Here is a 24,650-nt window from a genome sequence, read left to right on the forward strand (position 1 = left end):
CCCACTTTCCGCTGCATCCCAACCCTGCGGGGAAAAGCCCAGTACAATACAGGAAAAGCCTAGGACTGACCTCCTAGAAAATCCCAAAGAATACCGCACCCCGCTTCTGGATGGCTGTCGGTGTCTAGTGGGCAGACGCATGCGGCTGCCATTTGTGCTTTGGGCGTCCGTCCGTGTCTAGAGGCCAGCTATATGCAGCCGTCTTCGGCTTCTTGGGTGGTCGTCTGTGTCTAGTGGCTAGACAGGAGCAGTCACCACCCATGCTTTGGATGACCGTTAGTGTCTAGAATCCAGCCGTGGGCGGCCACGCCGATGACGAAAACGGCGAATATATTGCCAATATGATCATCATCCCCACCCAACACAGCAGTCCTTTCCGTTACCGGTAGCATCCTTTTCTGCTATGGGTAGTGCCCCTTCGCTACGGGTAGCGCGCCCGCAGCCAGCCGCCAGATACAATCGTTGGAAAATGGCGGCTCATAGACGCAGCGACGCCAAAAATACACTACCCGTAGCGAAAAGGCGCACTCGCCAGGGGCAATCGAGGATGGCTAGGCCCTCCGACCAACGCCATCCCCATGATGCACCACACCAGCAAGAGGCGGACGACTCCGACTCCGGTACCGGATCAAGCGAATCCGACTCCGGCACGGCAGACACGGAGTCGAGCGATTGGCTCATGGAGTTCTTCGAGATCGCCTGAACCCGCCAATCAACTCAATCCACCGATTCAATCCAACGCGAGGATCCGGTCGCACCAATGGGCGGCGAGCTCGTCGTCGTGCGTGATGACGAGCACCGCCACCCCACGGTCGGCGAGCTCGCGCAGCAACGCGCCGACCTGCATCATGTGCGCGCGGTCGAGCCCGCTCGTCGGCTCGTCGAGCACCACGAACCGCTTCTTTCCCATCAACGCCACGGCGATCGCGAGCCGTTGCTTCTGGCCTCCGGAAAGGCTCATCGGGTGCCGGTCCGCCACGTCGAGCAGATCGAGTTCGCCCAGCAGCGCGTCGCATTGTTCGCGCGCGGCGGCGAGCTCCCCGCCGGCCTGCACCGTTTCGAGCATGACCTCGGCGCGCACGCTTTCGGCGAAGAGCTGGTAGTGCACGTCTTGCATCACCAATGCCGCGGCGCGTGAGAGCGCCGACGCGCGCGCCGACTCGCCGCCGAGTTCGACTGTGCCGGCGAGCGGCGCCTGCAGTCCGCACAACGTGCGCGCGAATGTGCTTTTGCCCGCGCCGTTGCGCCCCATGATTCCCACAATCTGCCCGCCGTAGACATCGACGTCCGGAATGCGCAGACTGAATTCCACACCCCGCCGGAACAGCGCGCGCTTGCGGTAGCCCACTTCGAGCCCTCGCGTGCCGAGCACCGGCGTGCCTTCGCCATGCGAGGTGTGCGGTGCGCGCGCGAGTGCGGCGATCCGCGCGCGGTCTTCGCTCACGTCGAGCGCGCGCAACCCCCACGCCTCGCGCTGCGTCGCCGGCAGCGCCTCGAATTCGCGCGCGGTGTAGGTACCGAGCAGTTCGCCGCCATCGAACACGCAGTAGCGGTCCACGAGATCAGCGCACCATGCCAGCCGGTGTTCGGCGATCACAATCGCCACCCCGTCGGCTTTCAGCGCGGCGATCATGCCGTGCAGGCGCGCCATCGACGCGGTGTCGAGGTTGCTCGTCGGCTCGTCGAGCACCATCACCGCCGGTTCGAGCACAGCCGCGGACGCCACGGCGAACCGCTGCTGCTGGCCTCCCGACAGGTTAACGATCGCGCGGTCGAGCAGGTCGGCAATCCCGAAGCGCGCCGCCACCTGCCGCACGCGTTCGCGGATCTGCGGCGCGGGCATGCCGGCGTTTTCGCACGGGAATGCGAGTTCGTCGGTCGACCGCGCGTGGAAATACTGGGTTTTGGGGTTCTGGAACACGCTGCCCACCACGCGCGCGTGTGATTCGAGCGGCGCACGGCTGGCCTCGAGGCCGCCGGTACACGCGTGCCCGGTGAGCGTGCCGGTGAAATGCCTGGGCGCGAGCCCGTTGACCAGACGCGTGGCGGTGGTTTTGCCGCAGCCGCTGGGGCCCACGAGCATCACGAGTTCGCCCGCGCGCACGTGCAGCGTCACGTTGCGCAGGGCTGCGCCTTCGCCGCTGTATGCGAACGTGCAATCGCGCAATGTGCACAATGCCGTACTGTCCACTCCCCTGTCCTTTCTCAGCCGGTGACCGCGGCGACCGCGAGCGGCGCCAGGCTCAACGCCACGGCGAGCCAATCCACCGCGCGCATGCGCAGTTCGACCATGCTCGTCGGCTCGCCGGGCGCGCCCAGTCCGCGCGCCAGCCCCGCCACCGTCAGGTCGCGCGCCACGTTCGCCGCGTTCATCAACAGCGGCACCAGTATGTATTCGAGCGAGCGCAGCGGATGCCGCGCCAACGCCATGCCGCCGCCGGCGAATCCACGCAGGCGCAGGCTTTGGCGGATCAGCCGGTAGTCATGGCGGATCGTGGGGAAGAACCGCATCATCACCACCACGGGAATCACGAGCGCGTCGGGCGCGCGCATGCGGCGCATCGCGCACACCATGTCGCCCGGGCGCGTGGTGGCGAACATGGCCATGCCGGCGGTCAGGCACGGCATCATCATGCACACGCCCGCCGCCGTGGCGCCGGCGATGTGCAGCCAGGGCAGGCGGTCCACGCCGAGCGCGCTCGCCCATTCCACCGCGCACAGCACACCATAGACGGCGAGCATGCGCACGCCGGCGGCCGCTTTGCCGCCGAACAGCAGCGGCAGCGAGAACAGCACGACCGCGAGCGATTGCGCGGCGGGGCCGGCGTGCAGGAACATGAGCACGTTGGCCACCGCGAGCATGGTGAGTTTGGCGCGCGGGTCGAGGCGCAGCGCGCGGGTGCGCACGCCGGCTGCGCGCGCAGCGGCTGTCATTGTGTGACCCCGGCCTTCGCGAAGTGGCGGCGCAGGAGCACCAGGCCGAAGACGCCGCCCGCGAGCGCGCCGACGACGATCGCGAGCATCGCGCCGGCAAATGTGGCCATGTTGACGTGGTCGAACAGGCTCGCGATATAGGCGGAGTCCTTGCCTTTGCGCTCAAGGCTCGCGATATAGGCGCCCTTCATGAGCCAGATCGGCAGGATCGGGCCGGCGCAGCCGAACGAGAACAGCACGTAGCCGCCGAGGAGCGCCGCCTTGTTGCGGTAGGCGCCGAGGCGCGCCACAAGGTCGCCGAGCAGCGGGAACGCGATGCCGGTGACCAGCGATGTGGCGAAGTGCCCGAAGACGAACAGGAACAATCCCAGCACCACGCCCATCGTGGTGATCGCGCCGAATGCGCGCACGCGCGCATTGAGCAGCATGAACACGGGACCCGCAAGCAGCGCGGCGAACGCGGGCAGCAGCAGGTTGCCGGCCACGCCGAAGGCGATGTTGCTGGCGAGCGCGCACAGCGCCACGATCATGAAGTACAGCGCGGAGAACACGCCGATGTTGATGTAGTCGGGCACGGCGAGGCGGCGTTTGGCGTCTTGCGCGGTGGGCAGTGCGGACTGCTGGGTCATGCGTTGCGCTCCGTTTCGGTGGGGCAGCCCGGCACGCGACAACTTGGTTTTGCGCGGCGCGAAAAGACCGGCATGCGGAAGATTGACGTCTGCATGATGGACGTGAGCTGCGTTGGTGCGTAAATGATTCACAATCTATTGGGCGCAGGCGCGTAAAACAAGAGCTTTACGCAAAGAATCCCCATTAATTCCACAATGCGGACCGCGCTGTGAGAATCTGCGCCGCCGCAAAGGCCGGCATTGGCACCGGCGCGCGCACGCCTTCGGCATAACACTACACTACCCGTAGCGCTACGTAGAGCGTATCGTTTATGATTGCTCTACGGCACCATCCACCGCCCGGCAGAAGAGGAGCCCCATGCGCAACATATGGTTCATTCTCAAGCGCGACCTCAAGCGCCTGGTCCGCGTACCCACGGCATGGATCATCATCTTCGGCCTCACGTTCATCCCCGCGCTCTACGCATGGTTCAACATCGCCGGATTCTGGGACCCGTACGGCAACACCTCCGGCATCCGCGTGGCGGTGGCCAACGAAGACAAGGGCGCGGACAGCTCGCTGCTGGGCAAGATGAACCTGGGCGACCAGATCGTGGGCTCCCTCAAGAAGAACCACCAGCTCGGATGGCAATTCATGACCAAAGCCGAGGCCATGGAGTGCGTCGAATCGGCGCACTGCTACGCCGCCATCGTGATCCCCGGCGACTTCAGCGAATCCATGTCCAACGTGCTCACCAGCACCAGCACCCGGCCGCAGCTCGACTACTACGTCAACGAGAAGGCGAACGCCGTGGCCCCCAAGATCACCGGCGTCGGCGCCACCACCGTGGACCGCCAGGTCAACAGCACCTTCGTCTCCACCGCCAGCAGCGTGATCAGCGGCATCGTCAACACAACCAACACGTCGATCAGCGAGCAGGCCGACAGCTCCGTGCAGCAGGCGCTCGCGCAGATCACCAAGACCAAAAACAATCTGGGCAAGACGCGCACGATGATCGCCGACCTGCGCACCACGCTCGCGGGCACAAAAGAGAAAACCGACGCGGCCAGCAAGGCGCTCGACGGCGTCACCACAGCCGCCAACACCGCCGGCACAGGGCTCGCCACCGCCTCCGACCTGCTCACGAAAACCCAGTCCGGGCTCAACGGCTTCGCCGCGAACACCTCCGACCAGCTCGACAAAGGCAGCAACCTGTTCCTGCAGGCGAGCGGCCAGGCCACAACCGACGCCACACGCATCACGAACGGCATCCTCACGGCCAACGGCGCCGCCGGCACCGCGCTCAACAACATGACGAGCGTCAACAACGACGTGGCGCAGCTCATCGAAGACCTCAAGAACCTGCCGGACAACCCGTTCAACGAAGACATCAAGCAGATCGTGGACGACCTGACGCGCGAGAACCAGAAGGCCGCCGCCACGCTCGCCGCGGCAAAGCGGCGTGCAGGTGCACGGCACGCGGCGCGAACAGTCCCAGCAGATCGCCGACGAACTGCATCTCGACCCCGCGCCGCTCAACGAAGCAGTGCGCGAGGCGGATTATGTGGCGTTCTCGGGCGTGCCGGCGGATGAGCGCGCGGCCGAGGCATACTGGAAGCGCATCGACGCCCTGCGCGGCAGCATGCTCGCCGCGCTGCCGCGGTGGCGCCGCTGGCGCACGCGGCTGTCGTTGCGCGACCTGTGGCACAGCCGCCAATCAGGCACACGAGGCAAGGAGCAGCGATGAACGAGGCGATTGCGGTGGGCGCGCTCACCGATGTCGGCATGCGGCGTGCCACGAACCAGGACGCGTTCCTTGCCGAATGCGGCGTGTATGTGGTGTGCGACGGCATGGGCGGCGAGTCGGGCGGCGAGCGTGCGAGCGCCATCGCCGTCGAGGAATTCACGCGTCTGGCGGCGGACGGCGAACGCACACGCGCCGCCATCGATGCGGCCGTGCAGCGCGCGCAACGCCGTGCCCGCGCGCTCGGTGTGGAGCTCGGCGGCATCGCCGGCACCACAATCAGCGGCATCGTGCTGCCGCAGTGGGGCGCCGGCGCGGCGACGAGCCCGCTGGCCGCCCCGCACGGCGCGCATGCAGCCGCGCATATGCCGCATCGCGGCGCCGAATCGGTCATCGACGACTGGGACGCCACACAGCCGGGCGCCACGCTCGACGACAGCACGCTCACCGGCGAGTGGCAGGCGGCGCGCGGCGGCTGGGCCGCCCCATGCTACGTCGTCAACATCGGCGATTCGCGCACCTACCATATGGAACGCGCGGATTCAGCGGTCATGGCGTGGGACGCGCGCACGTTCACACAGCTCACGCATGACCATTCGAGCAGGCAGGAGGCGATCGACGCCGGCATGGGCGAAGCCGAGGCCGGGCGCCGGATCGCGCGCAACATCATCACACGCTGCATCGGCGCGCCGCACGGCACCCACGCCGACGTGTTCGTGGCGCCGGCGCACGGACGGTTCATTATGTGTTCCGACGGGTGCCATGGCGAGCTCGAAGACGCTACGATTGCCTCTATCGCCGCCGCGCACAACGACGCGGCGGACGCGGCCCGTGCGCTCGTGCAGGCTTCGCTCGACGCGGGCGGCAGTGATAATGTGACTGTGGTGGTCGTGGACATACCGGCCGACCGCGCCGCGCTGGGCGCGCGTCTGGAGGACGACGAGGACCTCGGCGACGTGCATGGGCTCGACGACGCCACGGTGCAGACCTGAACCGGCGCACGACAATTGGACCTGAATGCGTGGCGGCGCACACCGCCGCGTGATGGGAGCTGGGGCATCTGCAGATGCCCCAGCTCAGCAGAGAACACAGAGAGGAACAACAAGCATGGTGAGTTACGACGAGGCGGTTGCAATCGTGCAGGACCCGCAGGCGGACCCCGTGATGCTGGCCAAAGTGGCCTACGAGAACCCGGAGTTCGGCGCCAACGTGGCGGCGCACCCCCGCGCCTACCCGGGTCTGAAGCGCTGGATCGCGCAGTTCGGCGACGAGCGCGCGCGGCGCATGGTGGCGCAGCAGGGCTATGAGTCGCCGCTCGGCCCCATCGAGGACCGTGAGGAAGCCGCGCAGCCGGAACCGGCCGTGGCGGCCGAGGTCGCCGAGGTGGCGCAGACACCGGCATCGTTCGAACCGCAAGGGTATTCGGGCGTGGAGATGCTCGATGAGCAGTTCAACAGCCTGCCCGACGAATCGGTGCTGCCGTCGTTCGTCACCTCCGCCGATGTGCAGGCCATGGCGCACGACGCCGCGCAAAGCTCCCCGCAGGCTTATGAGCCGCAGCAGCCAGCCGAACAGTCGTACGACCCGGCGCAGCAGCAGGCGGCCACCGGCGCGCAGACCCAGCCGGCCGCCGCGAACGCATACGGGTTCACGGCGCAGCAAGCGGCCACCACCAACGACCCGGCCGTCATGCAGCAGATCGCGCAGTATGCACCCGAACTGCATGCGGCGCTCGCCGGCAACCCCTACCTCTACCCCGAACTGCGGGCATGGCTCGGCATGTTGGGCAACCCGGCCGTCAACGAGGTCCTCTCGCACCGCCAGTGACGCCATACAACGCGTGAGGCCCATGCACAGTGTGCATGGGCCTCACGTATATCAGGAACAATTGCGCCTAGGCCTGTTCGAAATCGAAGATCTGGTCGCCGATGCGGATGCGCGCGGGGGCGTGCAGCTGCACGGGCGCGCCTTTGAGCACGGGTGTCTCGGTGTCTCCCGCGTAGATCGCGGTGCCGTTGAGCGACCCGAAGTCCTCGAGCCACATCGAACCGTCCTCGTCGAAGCTGATCGCCGCGTGGTTGCGCGAGACCGTGCGCGTGGGGTCGATCAGGCGCACCGATTTCGCGCCCGCCGGGATGTCCTGCGAGGGACGGCGGCCCATCAGCACGCCCATGTCCACGAGGATCGTCTGCCCGGTGATCTCGTTGGTCATGCGGTAGTTCGCGTGCGGCTGCTTCATGAACGCCGTGGAGAGGACCGTGCCGTCCCATTCCTCGCTGCCCTGCGCGTCGGCCGCCGCGGTGTATTCGAGGTCGGCGCCCTGCGGGATGAACGAATCGTCGTCGAGCTCGGCCGCGTGCGCGTCGGCCGTCTGGAGCGGTTCGGGCGCGGCCGCCCGGGCCTGGGAGTGGTCAGTTTGGAAGTCGTCGATGGCGCCGAGGATCTGGCCGGCGGCTTCGTCGTCGGCGTACCAGCCCGGTTCAGGCGCGGGAGGATAAGGTAACTTCTGCATACCTGCATTCTTACCACACGCCGCGCGCTTCGCCCAGCCGCCGCCTCACGTTATGAACGCGGCGGTGGAACGGCACGGCATATGCGAACAGCGGGCGCGCGCACCGCCGCCGGTGCGCGCGCCCGCTGTTCATGTCAGTCGGACCGTGCCGGATCAGACGTTGAAGTCGTCACCGAAGTCGGAGCCGAGGTCGGCCTGGCCGCCGTCGTCGTTCAGGAAGTCGTCCGGGTTGAAGTCGTCGCCGAGCTTCAGGTCGCCGAAATCGATGTTCGAGAAGTCGACATCGCTCAGGTCGGAGTCGGAGAAGTTCGCGCCGAGCGCGTCGTCGCCGAGGCCGAAGTTCGGGTAGATCGTCTCGCGGATCGCCTTGTCGGGCTCCACGACCGCGTTGCGGTAGCGTGCCAGGCCGGTGCCGGCCGGGATGAGCTTGCCGATGATGACGTTCTCCTTGAGGCCCTTGAGGTCGTCTTCCTTCTCGCTCAGGGCGGCTTCCGTGAGCACGCGCGTCGTCTCCTGGAACGAGGCCGCGGACAGCCACGAATCCGTGGCGAGCGAGGCCTTGGTGATGCCCATGAGCTCCGGACGGCCGGCGGCTGGACGGCCACCCTCCGCCACCGCGGCGCGGTTCGCCTCAAGGAAGCGGCTGCGGTCCACGAGCTCGCCCGGGAGCAGGCTCGTGTCGCCGGAGTCGATCACGGTGATGCGGCGCAGCATCTGGTGCACGATGACCTCGATGTGCTTGTCGTGGATGTCCACACCCTGCGAGCGGTACACGTTGTGCACCTCTTCGACGATGTTCTGCTGGGCGGCGTTCGGGCCGAGGATGCGCAGGATCTTCTTCGGGTCCACGGAACCCTCGATGAGCTGCGTGCCGGCCTCCACATGCTCGCCGTCCTTCACGAGCATCGGCGCACGGCGCGTCACGCCGTACGTGATCGGCTCTTCCGCACCGTCATCCGGCGTCAGGATCACCTGACGGCCACGCTCGGTGTCCTCGACCTTGATCGTGCCGGCGAACTCGGCGATCGGCGCCTCGCCCTTCGGCGTACGCGCCTCGAACAACTCGGTGACACGCGGCAGACCCTGCGTGATATCGGACGCCGAAGCGACGCCGCCGGAGTGGAACGAACGGAGCGTCAGCTGGGTGCCGGGCTCGCCGATCGACTGTGCCGCGACGATGCCGACGGCCTCGCCGACGTCCACGAGCTTGTTCGTGGCGAGCGACCAGCCGTAGCACTTCGCGCACACGCCGCGCTTCGATTCGCACGTGAGCACGGAGCGGCCCTTGACCTCTTCGACGCCGTGCGCCACAAGGTCGTTGAGCACATCCATCGACAGCGCGTCACCCGCGTGGTAGAGCACGGTCTGGCCGTCGGCCGGGTCGATCACGTCGGCCGCGAGCAGACGCGAGTACGGGCCGCCGTCGGCCGCCTTGACGAGCACGAGGTTGCCGGCGTCATCACGCTCGGCCACCTTCATCGTCAGACCGCGCTTGGTGCCGCAGTCCTCTTCGCGCACGATGACTTCCTGGGAGACGTCCACCAGACGGCGGGTCAGGTAACCCGACTCAGCCGTACGCAGTGCCGTATCGGCCAGGCCCTTGCGCGCGCCGTGCTGCGAGATGAAGTACTCGAGCACGGACAGGCCTTCGCGGTAGTTCGACTTGACCGGTCGGGGGATGATTTCGCCCTTCGGGTTCGCCACGAGGCCTCGCATGCCCGCGATCTGGCGGATCTGCATCCAGTTGCCTCGTGCACCCGACTGCACCATGATGTTCACGTTGTTGTCGTCATGGAAGTTCTCACGCATGGCCTCGGCCACCTTGTCGGTGCACTCGGTCCACAGGTTGATCAGTTCCTGGCGGCGCTCCTCCTCCGTGAGCAGACCAAGGTCGTACTGGCTGTTGACCTTGGCGGCCTCATCCTCGTAGCCCTTGATGATCTCGGCGCGCTCCGGCGGGGCGACGATGTCGGAGAACGCCATCGTCACGCCGGACCACGGCGCGCGGGTGAAGCCCAGGTCCTTGAGGGCGTCGAGCGTCGCGGCCACCTGCTGCGTCGAGTAGCGGGTCGCGATGTCGTCGACGATCTTGGAGAGCTTGCCCTTCGGCGCCTGCTCGTTGATGAACGGATAGTCCACGGGCAGCGTCTCGTTGAACAGGATGCGGCCCATCGAGGTGGCGAACAGCACCGAACCGTCGGTGAAGCGCTCCTCCTTGACCACGTCGGGGCTGCCCGGCTCGGGGTCGACGACCGTGAGCTCGCCCGGCTCCCAATCCTTCGGCAGCACGAAGTCCTTGGGCAGGCGGATGAGCACCTTGGCCTGCATGTCGATCTCGTGCTTGTCGAGCGCCATCTGCGCCTCGTCGAGCGACGAGAACACACGGCCCTGTCCCTTGGCGCCGTCCACGACGGTGCTCAGGTAGTACAGGCCCAGGATCATGTCCTGCGAAGGCATCGTCACGGTGTGGCCGTCGGCCGGCTTGAGGATGTTGTCGGACGCCATCATGAGCGAACGCGCCTCCGCCTGCGCCTCGGCGCTCAGCGGCAGGTGCACGGCCATCTGGTCGCCGTCGAAGTCCGCGTTGAACGCGGCGCAGGCGAGCGGCGGCAGGTGGATCGCCTTGCCTTCCACGAGGATCGGTTCGAAGGCCTGGATGCCCAGACGGTGCAGCGTAGGCGCACGGTTGAGCAGCACCGGGTGCTCCGAGATGACCTCTTCGAGCACGCCCCAGACCTCGGCGTCGCCGCGGTCCACGAGGCGCTTGGCGCTCTTCATGTTCTGCGCGTAGTTGAGGTCCACGAGGCGCTTGATCACGAACGGCTTGAACAGCTCGAGCGCCATCGGCTTCGGCAGGCCGCACTGGTGCATGCGCAGCGATGGGCCGACGACGATCACGGAACGGCCCGAGTAGTCCACGCGCTTGCCGAGCAGGTTCTGGCGGAAACGGCCCTGCTTGCCCTTGAGCATATCGGAAAGCGACTTGAGCGGGCGGTTCGAGGCGCCGGTCACCGGGCGGCCGCGGCGGCCGTTGTCGAACAGCGAGTCGACGGCCTCCTGCAGCATGCGCTTTTCGTTGTTGAGCATGATCTCGGGCGCGCCAAGCTCGATGAGGCGCTTGAGGCGGTTGTTGCGGTTGATCACGCGGCGGTACAGGTCGTTGAGGTCGGACGTGGCGAAACGGCCGCCGTCGAGCTGCACCATCGGGCGCAGGTCCGGCGGGATGACCGGGATCACGTCGAGCACCATGGCCTCCGGCTTGTTGTCGGTGGTCAGGAACGCGTTCACGACCTTGAGGCGCTTGAGCGCGCGGGCCTTGCGCTGGCCCGTGCCGGTCTCGATCTCCTCGCGCAGCTCCTTGGCCGCGGCTTCGAGGTCGAAGTCCTGCAGGCGCTTCTTGATCGCCTCGGCGCCCATGCTGCCTTCGAAGTAGTCGCCGTAGCGGTCCTCCATCTCACGCCACAGGTCCACGTCGTTTTCCATGTCGCCGGGCTTGAGGTTCTTGAACTTGTCGAACACGGCGCCCAGGCGTGCGATCTGGTCGTCGTAGCGCTGGCGGATCGCCGCCATGTCGCGCTCGGCGCCGTTGCGCAGCTTGGTCTTCGCGCTCTGCTTGACCTCGCCTTCGGCTTCGAGTTCGGCCAGGTCGGCCTCCACCTTCTTGGCGCGCTCCTCGATCTCGTTGTCGCGGCGGCGCTCGAGGTTCTTCACCTCGGTGTCGAACTCGTCCTGCAGGTCCGGCAGGTCCTGGTGGCGGGCCTCGTCGTCGACCTTCGTGACCATGTACGACGCGAAGTAGATGACCTTCTCGAGTTCCTTCGGCGCGATGCCGAGCAGGTAGCCGAGGCGGCTCGGCACACCCTTGAAGAACCAGATGTGGGTCACCGGGGCGGCGAGCTCGATGTGGCCCATGCGCTCACGGCGCACACGGCTGCGGGTGACCTCCACGCCGCAGCGTTCGCACACGATGCCTTTGAAGCGCACGCGCTTGTACTTGCCGCACGCGCACTCCCAGTCGCGGGTCGGTCCGAAGATCTGCTCGCCGAACAGACCGTCCTTCTCCGGCTTGAGGGTGCGGTAGTTGATGGTCTCCGGCTTCTTGACCTCGCCGTAGCTCCATCCGCGAATATCGTCGGCGGTAGCCAGACCGATTTTCAGTTTGTCAAATGCGTTGACGTCCAGCACTTACTGTTCCTGTCTTTGTAGGTTCTTGTGTTCTCTTGAATGACGTGTGAATCACTTGTATTCAGGTTCATCAACGACTTGGTCGGCCTTCGCGGCGGCGTCCGGGCGGGCGCCGATGTTGAAGCCCAGGTCATTGGAGGAGGAGACCGGATCGTCGTCCTCTGCCTTCATGTCGATCGCCACGCCTTCGGCGTTGAGCACCTCGACATTGAGCGAGAGGGACTGCAGTTCCTTGAGCATCACCTTGAAGGACTCGGGGATGCCCGCCGGAGGCAGGTTGTCGCCCTTCACGATCGCGCCGTAGACGCGCACGCGGCCGTCCACGTCGTCGGACTTGGTCGTCATCATCTCGTGCAGCGTGTAGGCGGCGCCGTAGGCCTCGAGCGCCCACACCTCCATCTCGCCGAAGCGCTGGCCGCCGAACTGGGCCTTGCCGCCCAGCGGCTGCTGCGTGATCATCGAGTACGGGCCGGTGGAACGCGCGTGGATCTTGTCGTCGACCAGGTGGTGCAGCTTGAGCATGTACATGTAGCCCACCGAGATCGGCTTGGGGAACGGTTCGCCGGTGCGGCCGTCGAACAGCTGCGCCTTGCCGTTGTCGCCCACGAGCTTGTTGCCGTCGCGGTCCGTGAGCGTCGTGGACAGCAGGCCCTTGAGGGTCTCCTGGCGCACGCCGTCGAACACCGGGGTGGCCACCGGGGTGCCCGGCTCGCCCTTCTCGGCGCCCTTCGGCACGTACTTCTTCCACTCCGCCTCGAGGTCGGGGTCGAGCGAGATGTCCCAGCCGGAGTGAGCGACCCAGCCGAGGTGCAGTTCGAGCACCTGGCCCAGGTTCATTCGCGACGGCACGCCCAACGGGTTGAGCATGATGTCGACCGGCGTGCCGTCCGCCAGGAACGGCATGTCCTCTTCCGGCAGGATGCGCGAGATGACGCCCTTGTTGCCGTGGCGGCCCGAGAGCTTGTCGCCCTGCGTGATCTTGCGGTGCTGGGCGATGTAGACGCGGATCATCTGGTTCACGCCGTTCGGCAGCTCGTCGCCGTCCTCTTCGGCGTCTTCGCGCGTGATCTCCTTGACGGCGATCACGGTGCCGGTCTCGCCGTGCGGCACGCGCAGCGAGGTGTCGCGCACTTCGCGGCTCTTCTCGCCGAAGATCGCGCGCAGCAGGCGCTCTTCCGGCGTCAGCTCGGTCTCGCCCTTCGGCGTGACCTTGCCCACGAGGATGTCGCCGGCTTCGACTTCGGCGCCGATGCGGATGATGCCGCGCTCGTCGAGGTTCGCCACCGCGTCCTCGCCCACGTTCGGCAGGTCGCGCGTGATCTCCTCGGCGCCCAGCTTGGTTTCGCGGGCGTCGATCTCGTATTCCTCGATGTGGATCGAGGAGAGCGTGTCGTCCTGCACGAGGCGCTGCGAGATGATCACGGCGTCTTCGTAGTTGTAGCCGTTCCACGGCATGAACGCGACGAGCAGGTTCTTGCCGAGGGCCATCTCGCCCTTTTCGGTGGCCGGGCCGTCGGCGAGCACCGTGCCCTCCTCCACGCGTTCGCCGTCGTGGATGAGCGGCACCTGGTTGTAGCACGTCGTCTGGTTCGAACGCTGGAACTTGGCGAGCTTGTAGGAGCTCGTCGTGCCGTCGTCGTTCATCACGCGGATGATGTCGGCGGAGACGTAGGTCACAACGCCCGGCTTCTCGGCCAGGATCACGTCGCCGGAGTCCACCGCGGCGCTCCATTCGGCGCCGGTGCCCACGAGCGGGCGCTCCGACTTGATGAGCGGCACGGCCTGGCGCTGCATGTTGGTGCCCATCAGCGCTCGGTGGCCCTCGTCGTGCTCGAGGAACGGGATGAGCGAGGCGCCGACGGAGACCATCTGGCGCGGGGAGACGTCCATGAAGTCGACCATCTCGACCGGCACGTCCTCCGCCTCGCCGGCGGCGTCACGCACAAGCGCTTCTTTCTCCACGAAGTTGCCGTTCTCGTCGAGCTTCTGGTTGGCCTGGGCGATCACGTGCTCGACCTCGCGGTCCGCGGTCATGTACACGACCTCGTCGGTCACGTGGCCGTTGACGACCTTGCGGTACGGCGTCTCGATGAAGCCGAAGGGGTTGATGCGGCCGAAGGTGGCGAGTGAGCCGATCAGGCCGATGTTCGGGCCTTCAGGGGATTCGATCGGGCACATGCGGCCGAAGTGCGAGGGGTGCACGTCGCGCACTTCCATCGACGCGCGGTCGCGCGACAGGCCGCCGGGGCCCAGCGCGGACAGACGGCGCTTGTTGGTCACGCCCGCGAGCGGGTTGTTCTGGTCCATGAACTGCGAAAGCTGCGAGGTGCCGAAGAACTCCTTGATCGTCGCGTTGACCGGGCGGATGTTGATCAGCGACTGCGGCGTGATCGCCTCGGCGTCCTGCGTCGTCATGCGCTCGCGCACCACGCGCTCCATGCGGCTCAGGCCGGTGCGCAGCTGGTTCTGGATCAGCTCGCCCACCTGGCGGATGCGGCGGTTGCCGAAGTGGTCGATGTCGTCCACGTCCACGCGCAGCTCGACGTCTTCGCCGTCGCGCTTGCCCGGGAACGTGGCCGCGCCCGCGTGCAGCGAGACGAGGTACTTGATCGTGGCGATGATGTCCTCGCGGCTCAGGCTGCGGTCGTTGTAGTCCATCTCCAGGCCGAGCTTGCGGTTGATCTTGTAGCGGCCGACGCGGGCCAGATCGTAGCGCTTGGTGTTGAAGTAGAAGGAGTCGAGCAGGTTCTTGCCGGCTTCCGGGGTGGCGGCGTCGGCCGGGCGGATCTTGCGGTAGAGGTCCACGAGGGCCTCTTCCTGCGTGTCGATCTTCTCGTTCTCGAGCGCGTCGAGCACGAGCGGGTATCCTTCGAACGCCTTGCGGATCTCGCTGCGGGTCATGCCAATCGCCATGAGGAACACGATCGCCGACTGCTTGCGCTTGCGGTCCACGCGCACGCCAAGGAAGTCGCGCTTGTCGATCTCGAACTCGAGCCATGCGCCACGGCTCGGGATGATCTTGGCGCCGAAGACCTCCTTGTCGGACGTGCGGTCCGGCTGGCGGTCGAAGTACACGCCCGGGGAGCGCACGAGCTGCGAGACGATGACGCGCTCGGTGCCGCCGATGATGAACGTGCCGTGCGGGGTCTGCAGCGGGAAGTCGCCCATGAACACGGTCTGCGACTTGATCTCGCCAGTCTCGCCGTTCTCGAATTCGGCGTTCACGTAGAGCGGGGCGGAATAGGTGTAGTCCTTCTCCTTGCACTCCTGCACCGTGTGGCGCGGTTCCTCGAAGTACGGGTCGGAGAAGGTCAGGCTCATGGTCTGGGCGAAGTTCTCGATCGGCGAGATCTCCTGGAAGACCTCGTCGAGGCCGGAGATGTGCGGCACGGTGTTGGTGCCGTTCGCCTCGTCCTCGGCCACGCGCTGCTGCCAGCGCTCGTTGCCGATGAGCCAGTCGAAGCTGTCGGTCTGCACGCCAAGCAGGTATGGCACCTTGATGGGTTCGGCGATGGAGCCGAAGTTCACGCGATCCGAAGCCTTGTGCAGGTCGATGTCCCGCTGGTCGGCGCGCGCGATGATGGAAGTGGTGTTCGTCGTAGTCTCAGACAATGGACGTTCCTTAATCGCTGCTAGTTGTCTTGCTTGTTCAACTGGGAAAGCACCGCGGCGGCCACCATATGCCTGATCGCGGGCGCTTCGTCTTTGGCAGCATGCCCGCTATATGACATACTTACACACGGAAACACAATACTACCAGTCCCAACGATTCACACACCCCTCACATTCCACAATGTGAGGAATATCACATTATAGTGTGCTATTCGACGGTGATCGTGACCGGCTTGCTCATCACCTTCGGATCGTCCTTGAGCACGAGCTGCGCCACATACGTGCCGCGGTCCACATGCGGCAGGTCCCCTTCGGCCACGCATTCGGATCCGGAGCGCACGGTGTCCCACGTCATCTTCTGCTCGTCGGTCACGCCCTGCATCATCAACAGCGGACGGTATGCCGCCTCGCACGCGTCCGAACGCCACACCACGTCGCTCCCCGAACTGATCTGCAGCACGCGCCCGTCGTCCGCACCGTCCACATAGCAGCCGGCCGGGTCCTTGCCCGTGTATGTGATGCGCGCCGTGAACTCCAGCGATCCGCCGACCGGCACCGACGTCGACGCCGGGTCGAGCACCAGTTCGATGTCGTTCGCCGAGCATACGCGCACCTTGCTCTTGCGCACCGGCACCGGCGGTTGTGTGGCGCGTGTGACCGCCATGCGCTCATCCGCGCCCACCCACGCCGGCACAAGCGAGGCGCCGCGCACCAAGCTGTACACGCAGAACACGGCCAGCGCGAGAAACGCCACAAGCCCCACAAGCACGACGATGCGCCTGCGGCGGTACATCTGCCGCTGCCGTTTCGACAGGCGGCGTTTGCGCGGCTTGGCTGCGCGCGGGGAGGATTGGCTGGGCATGCGCACCAGTCTACCGGGGGCGCCCGCCATGTTCACGCCGCCGCTATTGCGGCAGCCGCAGCGCATGGCCCGGCAGGATCTCGATCAGCCCGTCCTCGTCAAGCGAAGCGATGCACCGGTCAAGCTGCGCACGGTCCGGCCACAGCTCCGCCGCGCGCGCATACACGAGCACGCCGCCCGCCTCGGGCTCCAGTTCGCGCAGCGCGTGCAGCACACGCCCGCGCACCTGCCGGTCCGTGCCGGCGAACCGCTGACGCGGGCGCGTGCGCCGTTCCCCCAGATTCGGCAGGCCGGCCGCGAAAAAACGGCATTGCGCGCGCACCGGGCACACCTCGCACTGCGGCTGCTTCGCCGTGCAGACAAGCGCCCCCAGCTCCATGACCGCCTGATTCCACGTCGTCGCGTCGCGTGCGCCGGCCGGCAGCACGCAATCGGCGAGCGCGCGCTCGAGCGGCGACGCCGAGCCGCCAAGCGACTCCTCGCCCAAAAACACGCGGCTCAGCACACGGCGGATGTTCGTGTCGACGACGGCGATGCGCTCGCCGTACGCGAAGCTCATCACGGCGCTCGCCGTGTAATCGCCCACGCCCGGCAACGCCGTCAGTTCGCTATAGCCGCGCGGCAATTCGTCGTCGTATTCACTGGCCACCACGCGCGCGCATTCCTGCAGCCGCAGTGCGCGCCGCGGATAGCCGAGGCGCCCCCACGCCTGGATCACGTCGGCCTTCGGCGCGCCGGCCAGGGCGCGCGCGGTGGGCCATTGGCTCATCCACGCCTGCCAATACGGCACCACGCGGCTCATCTGCGTCTGCTGGCTCATCACTTCGCACACGAGCACGCCCCACGGCGTCGTCTGGCCGTTGCGCCATGGCAGGGCGCGCGCGTGCTCGTCCCACCAGGCGAACAGCGGCGCGCGCACGCCGGCGCGGGCGAGTTCGCGCAGGAACGCCTCGTCGAGTGCGGAACGGGTCTGTGTTGTCATAAAACCGCTATTCTAGCGGGGCGCACCGCCCGTGTACAAGGCCGCGCTGTCGCTTGAGCGCAATATCGTGGACCGCGTGACGAATGCAGACAATACCGCGCCCGAGGCGCGCGTGGAGAAGATGTTCGAATACGGCTACCGCAAGTCGAATTACGGCCCCGACGAACTGGTGACCGACGCGCACGGCAACCCGATCTCGGTCGTCGACGCGATGCTCTCGCCCGAGGCCGCGGCCACGATGGAGACGACGACCCCGCACCTGTGCTATTACTCGCCGCGCATCCCCGGCAACACCGGGTCGGCGATCCGCCTGTGCGCGGTGACCGGCACGATCCTGCACCTTGTGGAGCCGTTGGGGTTCAACCTGCGCGACACCAAGCTGCGCCGCGCCGGGCTGGACTACCACGACATGGCGCATGTGGTGCTGCACCCGGATTTCGACAACCTCGTCGAGTCGATGCCCGAGTCGCGCATCATCGCGTTCACGGCTCATGCGACCAAGCTGTACACGGACGTCGAGTACAAGCCGACCGACATCCTGCTGTTCGGGCCCGAACCGGGCAACATCCCCGACCCGACCGACATCATGTTCGGGCCGCATGTGGCCGAGCAGGTGCGCCTGCCGATGCGCCCGAGCCTGCGCAGCCTCAACCTGACGAACTGCGCGTCGATCGCGATCTACGAGGCATGGCGGCAATTGGGGTTTGACGGGGGTCAATAACCACACCACCCCACAATCGCGATTGGGCGCACATCAACCGGTTGATGTGCGCCCAATCGCGATTGTGGGGTGGTGCTCAGTTCTTAAAACTATGAATCGGCGCCGGAATGCGGCCGCCGCGAGTCACGAAGGCCTCGCAGCTCGCCGTGTTGACCGGCATGATCGGCGCATAGCCCATGAGGCCGCCGAAATTGGCCATCTGCCCCACGGTCTTGCCCACGACCGGGATGATGCGCACGGCCGTCGTCTTCTGGTTGACCATGCCAATCGCCGATTCGTCGGCGATGATGCCCGAGATCGTCGAGGCAGGCGTATCGCCGGGGATCGCGATCATGTCGAGGCCCACCGAGCACACGCACGTCATGGCCTCAAGCTTCTCGATCGTCAGGCAGCCGGATTCCGCGGCGTCGATCATGTTCTTGTCTTCCGAGACCGGGATGAACGCGCCGGACAGGCCGCCGACATACGACGACGCCATGATGCCGCCCTTCTTCACCTGGTCGTTGAGCATGGCGAGCGCCGCCGTGGTGCCGGGGCCGCCCACCTGCGTCAGGCCCATCTTCTCGAGCACTTCGCCGACCGAATCACCCACGGCCGGGGTGGGCGCGAGCGAAAGGTCGATGATGCCGAACGGCAGGCCAAGGCGCTTCGAGGCCTCTTGGGCCACGAGCTGGCCGACGCGCGTGATCTTGAACGCGGTGCGCTTGATCGTTTCGCACAGGAACTCGAAGTCCTTGCCTTCCGCGGCGTCGAGCGCACGGGAGACCACACCCGGGCCGGAGACGCCCACGTTGATGACCGCATCGCCTTCGGTCACGCCATGGAAGCCGCCCGCCATGAACGGGTTGTCGTCGGGCGCGTTGCAGAACGCCACGAATTTGACACAGCCGTACGAATCGATGTCGGCGGTCGCCTCGGCGATCTCCTTGATGATGTGGCCGAGCATCTCGACGGCGTTCATGTCGATGCCGGTCTTCGTCGATCCGACATTGACCGACGAGCAGACGATGTCGGTCTCGCTCAGCGCGGCCGGCAGCGACCGGATGAGCAGCTCCTCGGCCGGCGTCATCGACTTCGAGACGAGCGCGGAATAGCCGCCGATCAGGTCGACGCCCACGGTCTTCGCGGCGCGGTCGAGCGCGTGCGCGATCTTGACGAAGTCGCCGCTTGTCTTGCAGCAGCTGGCGCCGACGAGCGCGATCGGCGTGACGGTGATGCGCTTGTTGACGATCGGGATGCCGAAGTCGCGTTCGATCGATTCGCCGGTGGACACGAGGTCCTTGGCGTAATGTGTGATCTTCGCGTAGATCGCCTCGCACGTCTCGTCCACGTCGGCACGCGCACAATCCATGAGGTTGATGCCCATCGTGATCGTGCGCACGTCGAGCTTCTCCTGCTCAATCATCTGGTTCGTCTCATGGACTTCCATGATATTCAGCATGGTTCTTCCCTTCCGTTCCCGTGCGTTCAGACGCGGTGCATCTTGGTGAAGATCTCCTCGCGCTGGCAGCGAATGCGCACGCCGATGTCCTCACCGAGCGCCTCGAGGTCTTCCACAATCGTCTCGAACGCCACGTCCGCGTCCGAATAATCGACGATCATCATCATGTTGAAGAACCCGTCGATGATCGTCTGTGAGATGTCGAGCACGTTCGTGTGGTGCTCGGAAAGGTACGTACATACGCGCGCGATGATGCCGACGGTGTCTTGGCCGACGACGGTGATGATTGCCTTGTTCATGGAACTCCCTGGTCGCAAACTATACGGCAATGCCCCAGTATAGGGAACGCTTGCGCCAACCACGCGCTTTTCCCGCATGTCAGAACGCAACGCGCCGGCGGTGCCGTGTGCACGGCGCCCGCCGGCGCGAACAGGGCGCTAGTGCCTGCCCCTGGCATGGTGCGACGGCTTGCCCGCACCGCACAGGCGCCTGCGTTGCACGGTGAAGACCGTCACGAGCACGGCGATCGTGGCCACAGTGATGATGACGGTGATGAGCATGTCCTGCTTCAACGCCTTGTTCTCGTACGTCGCGTGCTTCGCCTCCTCGGGCGTGGGGATGCGCGTGCCGGTCACGATGAGGCGGTGCGAATTCACGCCGTACGGCGTGCAGGTGACGAGGCTGACAAGGTCGCGCCCCTCCTGGATCTCGAGGTTCTTCACGTTATTGGGCAGCACCACGTGCGTCTCTTCGACCTCGTAGGTGAGCACGTCGTCATACACGGTGACGGTGAACGTGTCTCCCTTTTCCAGAGTGTCGATGCCGGTGAACAGCATCGCGCTCGGCAGGCCGGTGTGGCCGGTGAGCACGGCGTGCGTGGATTCGCCGCCGATCGGGAAGCTCGATCCTTCCATATGCCCCGAGGCGATCTGCAGCACCGCTTCGTCGGTGCCGTGGTAGATCGGCAGGCGCGCGTCGATCTTCGGGATCGTCACATAGCCCATGATGCCGGTGCCGGTGATGTCGAGGATCGAATTGTATTCCTTCTTCTCCTCTTCGGTCGGCAGGAACCGTGTCACGCCGCGCCCCACGAGCGATTCGTTGTATTCGCGCGCGCGGGTGAGCTGGGCTTCGCGGTCCTCCTTGGAGGTGTCGGCCACCCGCTCCACGTAGCCGGCGACCACGCGGCTCGCCACATGGCGGTTCCATGCGTCGGCCACGGTCGGGTACAGAATCAGGCCCACGCCCACCACAAGCATGACGCTCATCGCCACCAGGATCGCGATGAACTGCCGGTTGCTGCGTCGTGTCAAGGCGGCCTTGGCCTCGGGCGACACCGGTTCCGGCGGCACATCGCCTTGCGGCGTGTCGGCGAACTGCGGCAACTCGTCAAGCCCCATGTTCTGCGTGGTGTGTGTGGTCGCGTCGTTCGGCTGTTCGTTCATCTGGCGTGCGTCACCCCTGCTGCATGTCTTCCCGGGGCGCGCTCACGCACGCCCCACGGCACTCTTCTGCCTTGTGAGCATAATCGCTTTGCGCGCCGGGCACCATGGGGCGTCCCAAATCTTCACGACTTCTCACTACGCATAACGCACGGTGGCCGCACGGGGACTCCCCCGCACGGCCGCCGTGCATGTATGCGTGTCAGTCGTTCACGCGGTGCGCCGACCGCGAGGCGCGCACCGGCAATGCGCGCGGCGCGTCGAATCCGCGGCGCGCGAATTCGTCGGCGATCGCCTGCGCGATGCGGCGGCTTTCGCCTGCGTTGACGAGCGCGATGATCGAGCCGCCGAAGCCGCCGCCGGTCATGCGCGCGCCGTACGCGCCCTCGTCGCGCGCCACATCGACGGCCACGTCGAGTTCGGGCACGGTCACCTCGTAATCGTCGCGCAGCGAATCATGCGACGCGTTGAACAGCGCGCCGGCCGTCTCGATGTCGCCCCGGCCGAACGCGTCGATGAAGTCGTCCACACGGCCGATCTCGGTGATGACGTGCCGCACGCGCCGGCGCATCGTCTCGTCGTCCAGCTGCACGAGCACGTCCTCGAGCGCCGCCGCCGGGTCGGCCGCAGCGTTCACCTGGTCGGCCACCACGCGCAGGTTCGGCACACCGAGGATCTGCGCGGCCTCTTCGCACATCGTGCGCCGCGCCTCGTACTGGCCGTCGTTGAGCTGGTGCGGCGCCTGCGTGTCGAGCACGAGCAGCTCAAGACCGTAGGCAGACAGGTCGAACGGCTCCTGGCGCACGCTCTGCGCGGCGGTCAGCCCGGGCATGCAGTCGAGGCGGATTGCGTGGTCCGCCGTGCAGCGCATCGAGGCGTTCTGGTCGAGGCCGCCGGTCGACGCCCCCGCCATCTCGTTCTCGGCCATCACGGCCGCGTCGATCAGCGCGATACGCCCCTCGTCGCTGCCGCCGAACCCGAGTCCATACACATCGTCGAGCGCGAGCGCGGTCGAGCAGGTCATCGCGGCCGACGAGCTCAGGCCGGAGCCGAGTGGCACGCACGAGCTGAACACGGCGTCGAACCCGCGCACCTGGTCGAACCCGGCTTCGTGCAGCGCCCAGGCCACGCCGATCGGGTAGGCGCCCCAGCCGTCCACGCCGCCCGCGGCCAGACCGTCCAGATCGGCCATGGTCATCTCGTCGGGCGTCATGTCGGAGATGACGCGCACGGTCGTGTCATCGCGCGGGGCGAGCGCCACATATGTGCGGTGCGGCAACGCGATCGGCAGGCACAGGCCGCCGTTGTAGTCGGTGTGTTCGCCGATCAGGTTCACGCGGCCCGGCGCGGCCCACACGCCGGCCGGCGCCGTGCCGAAGCGCGCTTCGAACAGTGCGGAGGCACGGGCGGCACCGTCGGTGTCGCCCATCGGCTCGATGAATTCCACTGCAGTGGTCATGATGGTCCCTTCTGTCGTCTGTTGTGCGGGTGCGCGCGCCTAGTCGAGGTCGACCGCGCCGAGTTCGTGGAAACGTTGCGCGATGAGTTCGGGCGTCGTGTCGCTCACCCACGCAGCCATGCCCGATTCCGAACCGGCGAGGTACTTGATCTTGTTGGCAGCGCGGCGGAACGAGAAGAACTGCAGGTTGAGGCGGTAGTGCCCGCCGCGCGGGTCGTGCACAGGCGCCTGGTGCCATGCGGCGATGTACGGCAGGTCCATGCCCTTGCCGTCGCCGGTGTCGAAGAACATGTTGCCGCGCTTGAGCAGCTGCGAGTACATCTGCGCAAGGTCCCAGCGCTCATGGTCGTCGAGCTCGTCCAGCGTGCGCACGTCGCGCAGCGGCTGCACGTGCACCTCGAGGGGCCAGCGCGCGGCCGCGGGCACGTAGGCGACCCAGCTGCCGTTGCGCATGATCACGCGCTCGCCGGCGTCGATTTCGGCGCGCATGATGTCGGCGAGCAGATTGCCGCCGGTGCGCTCGTGGTAGGCCTCGGTGTGCTTGAGTTCCTGCTCGAGCTTGGGGGCGATGAACGGGTAGGCGTAGATCTGGCCGTGCGGGTGCGCGAGCGAGACGCCGATCTCCTGGCCGTGGTTTTCGAAGACGTAGATCTGCTCGAGGCCGTCGATCGCGCTCAGTTCTGCGGTGCGGAACGCCCATGCCTCCACAACGGTGCGCAGGCGTTCGACCGGCAGATCGGCGGGCAGCCCGTGCGCGTTGGGGTCGAAGCAGATGACTTCGCAACGGCCGGACGCCGGGCGCTGGAGCCACAGCGGGTCGTCGTCCACTTCCACCGTCTCGTTGGGCACTCCCGGCACCTGCACCATCGAGGGGAAGCGGTTTTCGAAGACGACCACGTTGTAGTCGGTATCCGGCACTTCGCCGTCCTGGTACGGGTCGCCCGGTTTGCGCGCGGCGAGCGGGTTGCCGGTGGCCGTGGCGCCGGGGCCGATCGTGATCGGCCGGTTCATGCGGGCCGTGGCCATCGGAATCCAGTCGCCGGTGAGCGGGTCGCGGCGCATCTGCGGAGCGGCGTACGGCACTTCGTTGCCGTCCGCGTCCAGATACGGCGCGAAGCGGTAGGGCAGGTCGCGCGGGTCGGCAAGCTGGCGCGTCTTCTTGCCGCAGACGTAGTCGGGCTCGTCGTCGAGATAGAAGAACTCGCGGCCGTCAGACAGCGTTGTGGGGGTGATGCGGATATGCTCCTGCGCATATTCGCCCGGCTGGTAGTGGGCGAATTGAGACATCGGTGTCTTTGCTCTTTTCTTGGGGGTTGCTGTGGGGTGGTTATGCTGTGGCAAGCCTGTCGTCGGCTTCCTCGTCCACGCCGTGGGCGAGCACGAGTTCCTTGACGAGGTCGCGCGTCTTGGTGGCCGAATCCGGGTCGAGCCCGTCGTCGGTGATCACCGTGTCCACTTGGTCAAAGCGGGCGAACAGCGACAGCGATGTGCTGCTCCACTTCGTGTGGTCGGTCAGGATGATCGTGCGGTCCGCGATGTCCATCATGGCCATGTCGGTGGCCGCTTCGAGCGAATTGGGCATCAGGAAGCCACGCGGCACCGAGACCGAGTGTGTGCCGAGGAACACGGTGTTGACGCGCAGCGAGGCGATCACCTTGTCGGCGATCGGCCCCACGAGCGAATTCGAGCGTGTGATCACGCCCCCGGTCACGATCACCTCGACGTCCTTGGATTCGAGCGCCTGCACGAGCTCGGCCACGGGAATCGAGTTCGTGAGGATCGTGATGCCGTTGGCGCGCTGCGATTCGAGCAGGTGCTGGGCGAACACGTAGGCGGTCGTGCCGCCGCCGATCGCAATCACATCGCCGGGCGAGACGTACTCGATCGCGCGCTGTGCGATCGCGTCCTTGAGCCCGAGCTCCATCTGCGATTTGACGGAGAACAGCGGCTCGCTCAGCAGCGTGCTCGTGGAGACTGCGCCGCCGTGGACTCGCTTGAGCAGGCCTTTGTCGGCCAGATCGGCGATGTCGCGGCGGATCGTCATGGCCGAGACACCGAGTTCCTTCGAAAGCGCGGTGATGCGCACCGCACCGCGCGTACGCAGGCGGCTCAGGATCAGATGCTGACGTTGTGAGGAAATCATGCGA

Annotated in this window: 20 protein-coding genes; 6 read left to right on the top strand and 14 right to left on the bottom strand. The window is 66.4% G+C overall.

Features of this window, described 5'->3' with window-relative positions:
* Positions 1-547: 547 nt before the first annotated feature.
* On the top strand, positions 548-703 hold the full coding sequence (locus BPSG_RS08590; RefSeq protein ID WP_155266383.1) for a hypothetical protein: 156 nt from the start codon (positions 548-550) through the stop codon (positions 701-703).
* A 27-nt stretch (positions 704-730) separates the two neighbouring features.
* Here the strand turns inward: BPSG_RS08590 and BPSG_RS01110 are convergent, their stop codons facing one another.
* From BPSG_RS01110 to BPSG_RS01120, 3 genes are read right to left on the bottom strand one after another with little or no spacing between them, the layout of a single operon-like run.
* Positions 731-2,191: an ABC transporter ATP-binding protein gene (locus BPSG_RS01110; RefSeq protein WP_026644084.1), complete on the bottom strand. Its 1,461-nt coding sequence runs from the start codon at positions 2,189-2,191 to the stop codon at positions 731-733.
* Between the two features lie 14 nt (positions 2,192-2,205).
* Positions 2,206-2,934, bottom strand: a complete 729-nt coding sequence (locus BPSG_RS01115) for an energy-coupling factor transporter transmembrane component T family protein (protein ID WP_051592105.1) — start codon at positions 2,932-2,934, stop codon at positions 2,206-2,208.
* On the bottom strand, positions 2,931-3,563 hold the full coding sequence (locus tag BPSG_RS01120) for an MptD family putative ECF transporter S component (protein WP_051592106.1): 633 nt from the start codon (positions 3,561-3,563) through the stop codon (positions 2,931-2,933). The genes BPSG_RS01115 and BPSG_RS01120 overlap by 4 nt, the downstream gene beginning before the upstream one ends.
* A gap of 358 nt (positions 3,564-3,921) precedes the next feature.
* Between BPSG_RS01120 and BPSG_RS01125 the strand changes: the two genes are divergently transcribed.
* From BPSG_RS01125 to BPSG_RS01140, 4 genes are all read left to right on the top strand, one after another.
* Positions 3,922-5,136, top strand: coding sequence for a YhgE/Pip domain-containing protein (locus BPSG_RS01125; RefSeq protein ID WP_051894164.1), 1,215 nt, complete (start codon positions 3,922-3,924; stop codon positions 5,134-5,136).
* Complete coding sequence (locus BPSG_RS01130; protein ID WP_162174657.1) at positions 5,090-5,290, top strand: hypothetical protein; 201 nt, start codon at positions 5,090-5,092, stop codon at positions 5,288-5,290. Before BPSG_RS01125 ends, BPSG_RS01130 begins: the two co-directional genes overlap by 47 nt.
* Positions 5,287-6,279, top strand: coding sequence for a PP2C family protein-serine/threonine phosphatase (locus tag BPSG_RS01135; RefSeq protein ID WP_026643644.1), 993 nt, complete (start codon positions 5,287-5,289; stop codon positions 6,277-6,279). The genes BPSG_RS01130 and BPSG_RS01135 overlap by 4 nt, the downstream gene beginning before the upstream one ends.
* Before the next feature lie 115 nt (positions 6,280-6,394).
* Positions 6,395-7,114, top strand: coding sequence for a variant leucine-rich repeat-containing protein (locus BPSG_RS01140; protein WP_026643645.1), 720 nt, complete (start codon positions 6,395-6,397; stop codon positions 7,112-7,114).
* 67 nt (positions 7,115-7,181) lie between these two features.
* Here the strand turns inward: BPSG_RS01140 and BPSG_RS01145 are convergent, their stop codons facing one another.
* The 5 genes from BPSG_RS01145 to BPSG_RS01165 all read right to left on the bottom strand — a co-directional run bounded on the left by BPSG_RS01145 (position 7,182) and on the right by BPSG_RS01165 (position 17,440).
* Positions 7,182-7,799 carry an FHA domain-containing protein gene (locus BPSG_RS01145; RefSeq protein WP_026643646.1) on the bottom strand — a complete coding sequence of 206 codons (618 nt, stop codon included), beginning with the start codon at positions 7,797-7,799 and terminating at the stop codon, positions 7,182-7,184.
* Positions 7,800-7,952: 153 nt separating this feature from the next.
* Complete coding sequence (locus BPSG_RS01150; RefSeq protein WP_026643647.1) at positions 7,953-11,984, bottom strand: DNA-directed RNA polymerase subunit beta'; 4,032 nt, start codon at positions 11,982-11,984, stop codon at positions 7,953-7,955.
* A gap of 51 nt (positions 11,985-12,035) precedes the next feature.
* A complete protein-coding gene (gene rpoB, locus BPSG_RS01155; protein WP_022858677.1) occupies positions 12,036-15,596 on the bottom strand; it encodes a DNA-directed RNA polymerase subunit beta in 3,561 nt (1,186 codons plus the stop codon).
* Positions 15,597-15,804: 208 nt separating this feature from the next.
* The gene (locus BPSG_RS01160) at positions 15,805-16,458 is read right to left on the bottom strand and encodes a hypothetical protein (RefSeq protein ID WP_051592006.1); all 654 of its coding nucleotides are present in this window, start codon (positions 16,456-16,458) and stop codon (positions 15,805-15,807) included.
* 43 nt (positions 16,459-16,501) lie between these two features.
* Positions 16,502-17,440 carry an HhH-GPD family protein gene (locus tag BPSG_RS01165; protein ID WP_080699231.1) on the bottom strand — a complete coding sequence of 313 codons (939 nt, stop codon included), beginning with the start codon at positions 17,438-17,440 and terminating at the stop codon, positions 16,502-16,504.
* 121 nt (positions 17,441-17,561) lie between these two features.
* Here BPSG_RS01165 and BPSG_RS01170 point away from each other — a divergent pair, with 121 nt between their 5' ends.
* Positions 17,562-18,161, top strand: a complete 600-nt coding sequence (locus tag BPSG_RS01170) for a tRNA (cytidine(34)-2'-O)-methyltransferase (RefSeq protein WP_099309753.1) — start codon at positions 17,562-17,564, stop codon at positions 18,159-18,161.
* Between the two features lie 76 nt (positions 18,162-18,237).
* Here the strand turns inward: BPSG_RS01170 and BPSG_RS01175 are convergent, their stop codons facing one another.
* The 6 genes from BPSG_RS01175 to BPSG_RS01200 form a co-directional block, all read right to left on the bottom strand.
* Entirely contained in the window at positions 18,238-19,602 is a 1,365-nt protein-coding gene (locus tag BPSG_RS01175; RefSeq protein ID WP_026643651.1) for a PFL family protein, read from the bottom strand.
* Positions 19,603-19,628: 26 nt separating this feature from the next.
* Entirely contained in the window at positions 19,629-19,901 is a 273-nt protein-coding gene (locus BPSG_RS01180; RefSeq protein WP_022858672.1) for an ACT domain-containing protein, read from the bottom strand.
* 138 nt (positions 19,902-20,039) lie between these two features.
* Entirely contained in the window at positions 20,040-21,047 is a 1,008-nt protein-coding gene (locus BPSG_RS01185) for a class C sortase (RefSeq protein ID WP_236822960.1), read from the bottom strand.
* 199 nt (positions 21,048-21,246) lie between these two features.
* On the bottom strand, positions 21,247-22,503 hold the full coding sequence (gene galK / locus BPSG_RS01190; protein ID WP_033502301.1) for a galactokinase: 1,257 nt from the start codon (positions 22,501-22,503) through the stop codon (positions 21,247-21,249).
* A gap of 39 nt (positions 22,504-22,542) precedes the next feature.
* Positions 22,543-23,790, bottom strand: a complete 1,248-nt coding sequence (gene galT, locus BPSG_RS01195) for a galactose-1-phosphate uridylyltransferase (RefSeq protein ID WP_026643653.1) — start codon at positions 23,788-23,790, stop codon at positions 22,543-22,545.
* A 40-nt stretch (positions 23,791-23,830) separates the two neighbouring features.
* On the bottom strand, positions 23,831-24,646 hold the full coding sequence (locus BPSG_RS01200) for a DeoR/GlpR family DNA-binding transcription regulator (protein WP_026643654.1): 816 nt from the start codon (positions 24,644-24,646) through the stop codon (positions 23,831-23,833).
* Positions 24,647-24,650 lie beyond the last annotated feature (4 nt).

Source organism: Bifidobacterium pseudolongum subsp. globosum (assembly GCF_000741295.1).
In the GTDB taxonomy this organism is placed as follows: domain Bacteria; phylum Actinomycetota; class Actinomycetes; order Actinomycetales; family Bifidobacteriaceae; genus Bifidobacterium; species Bifidobacterium globosum.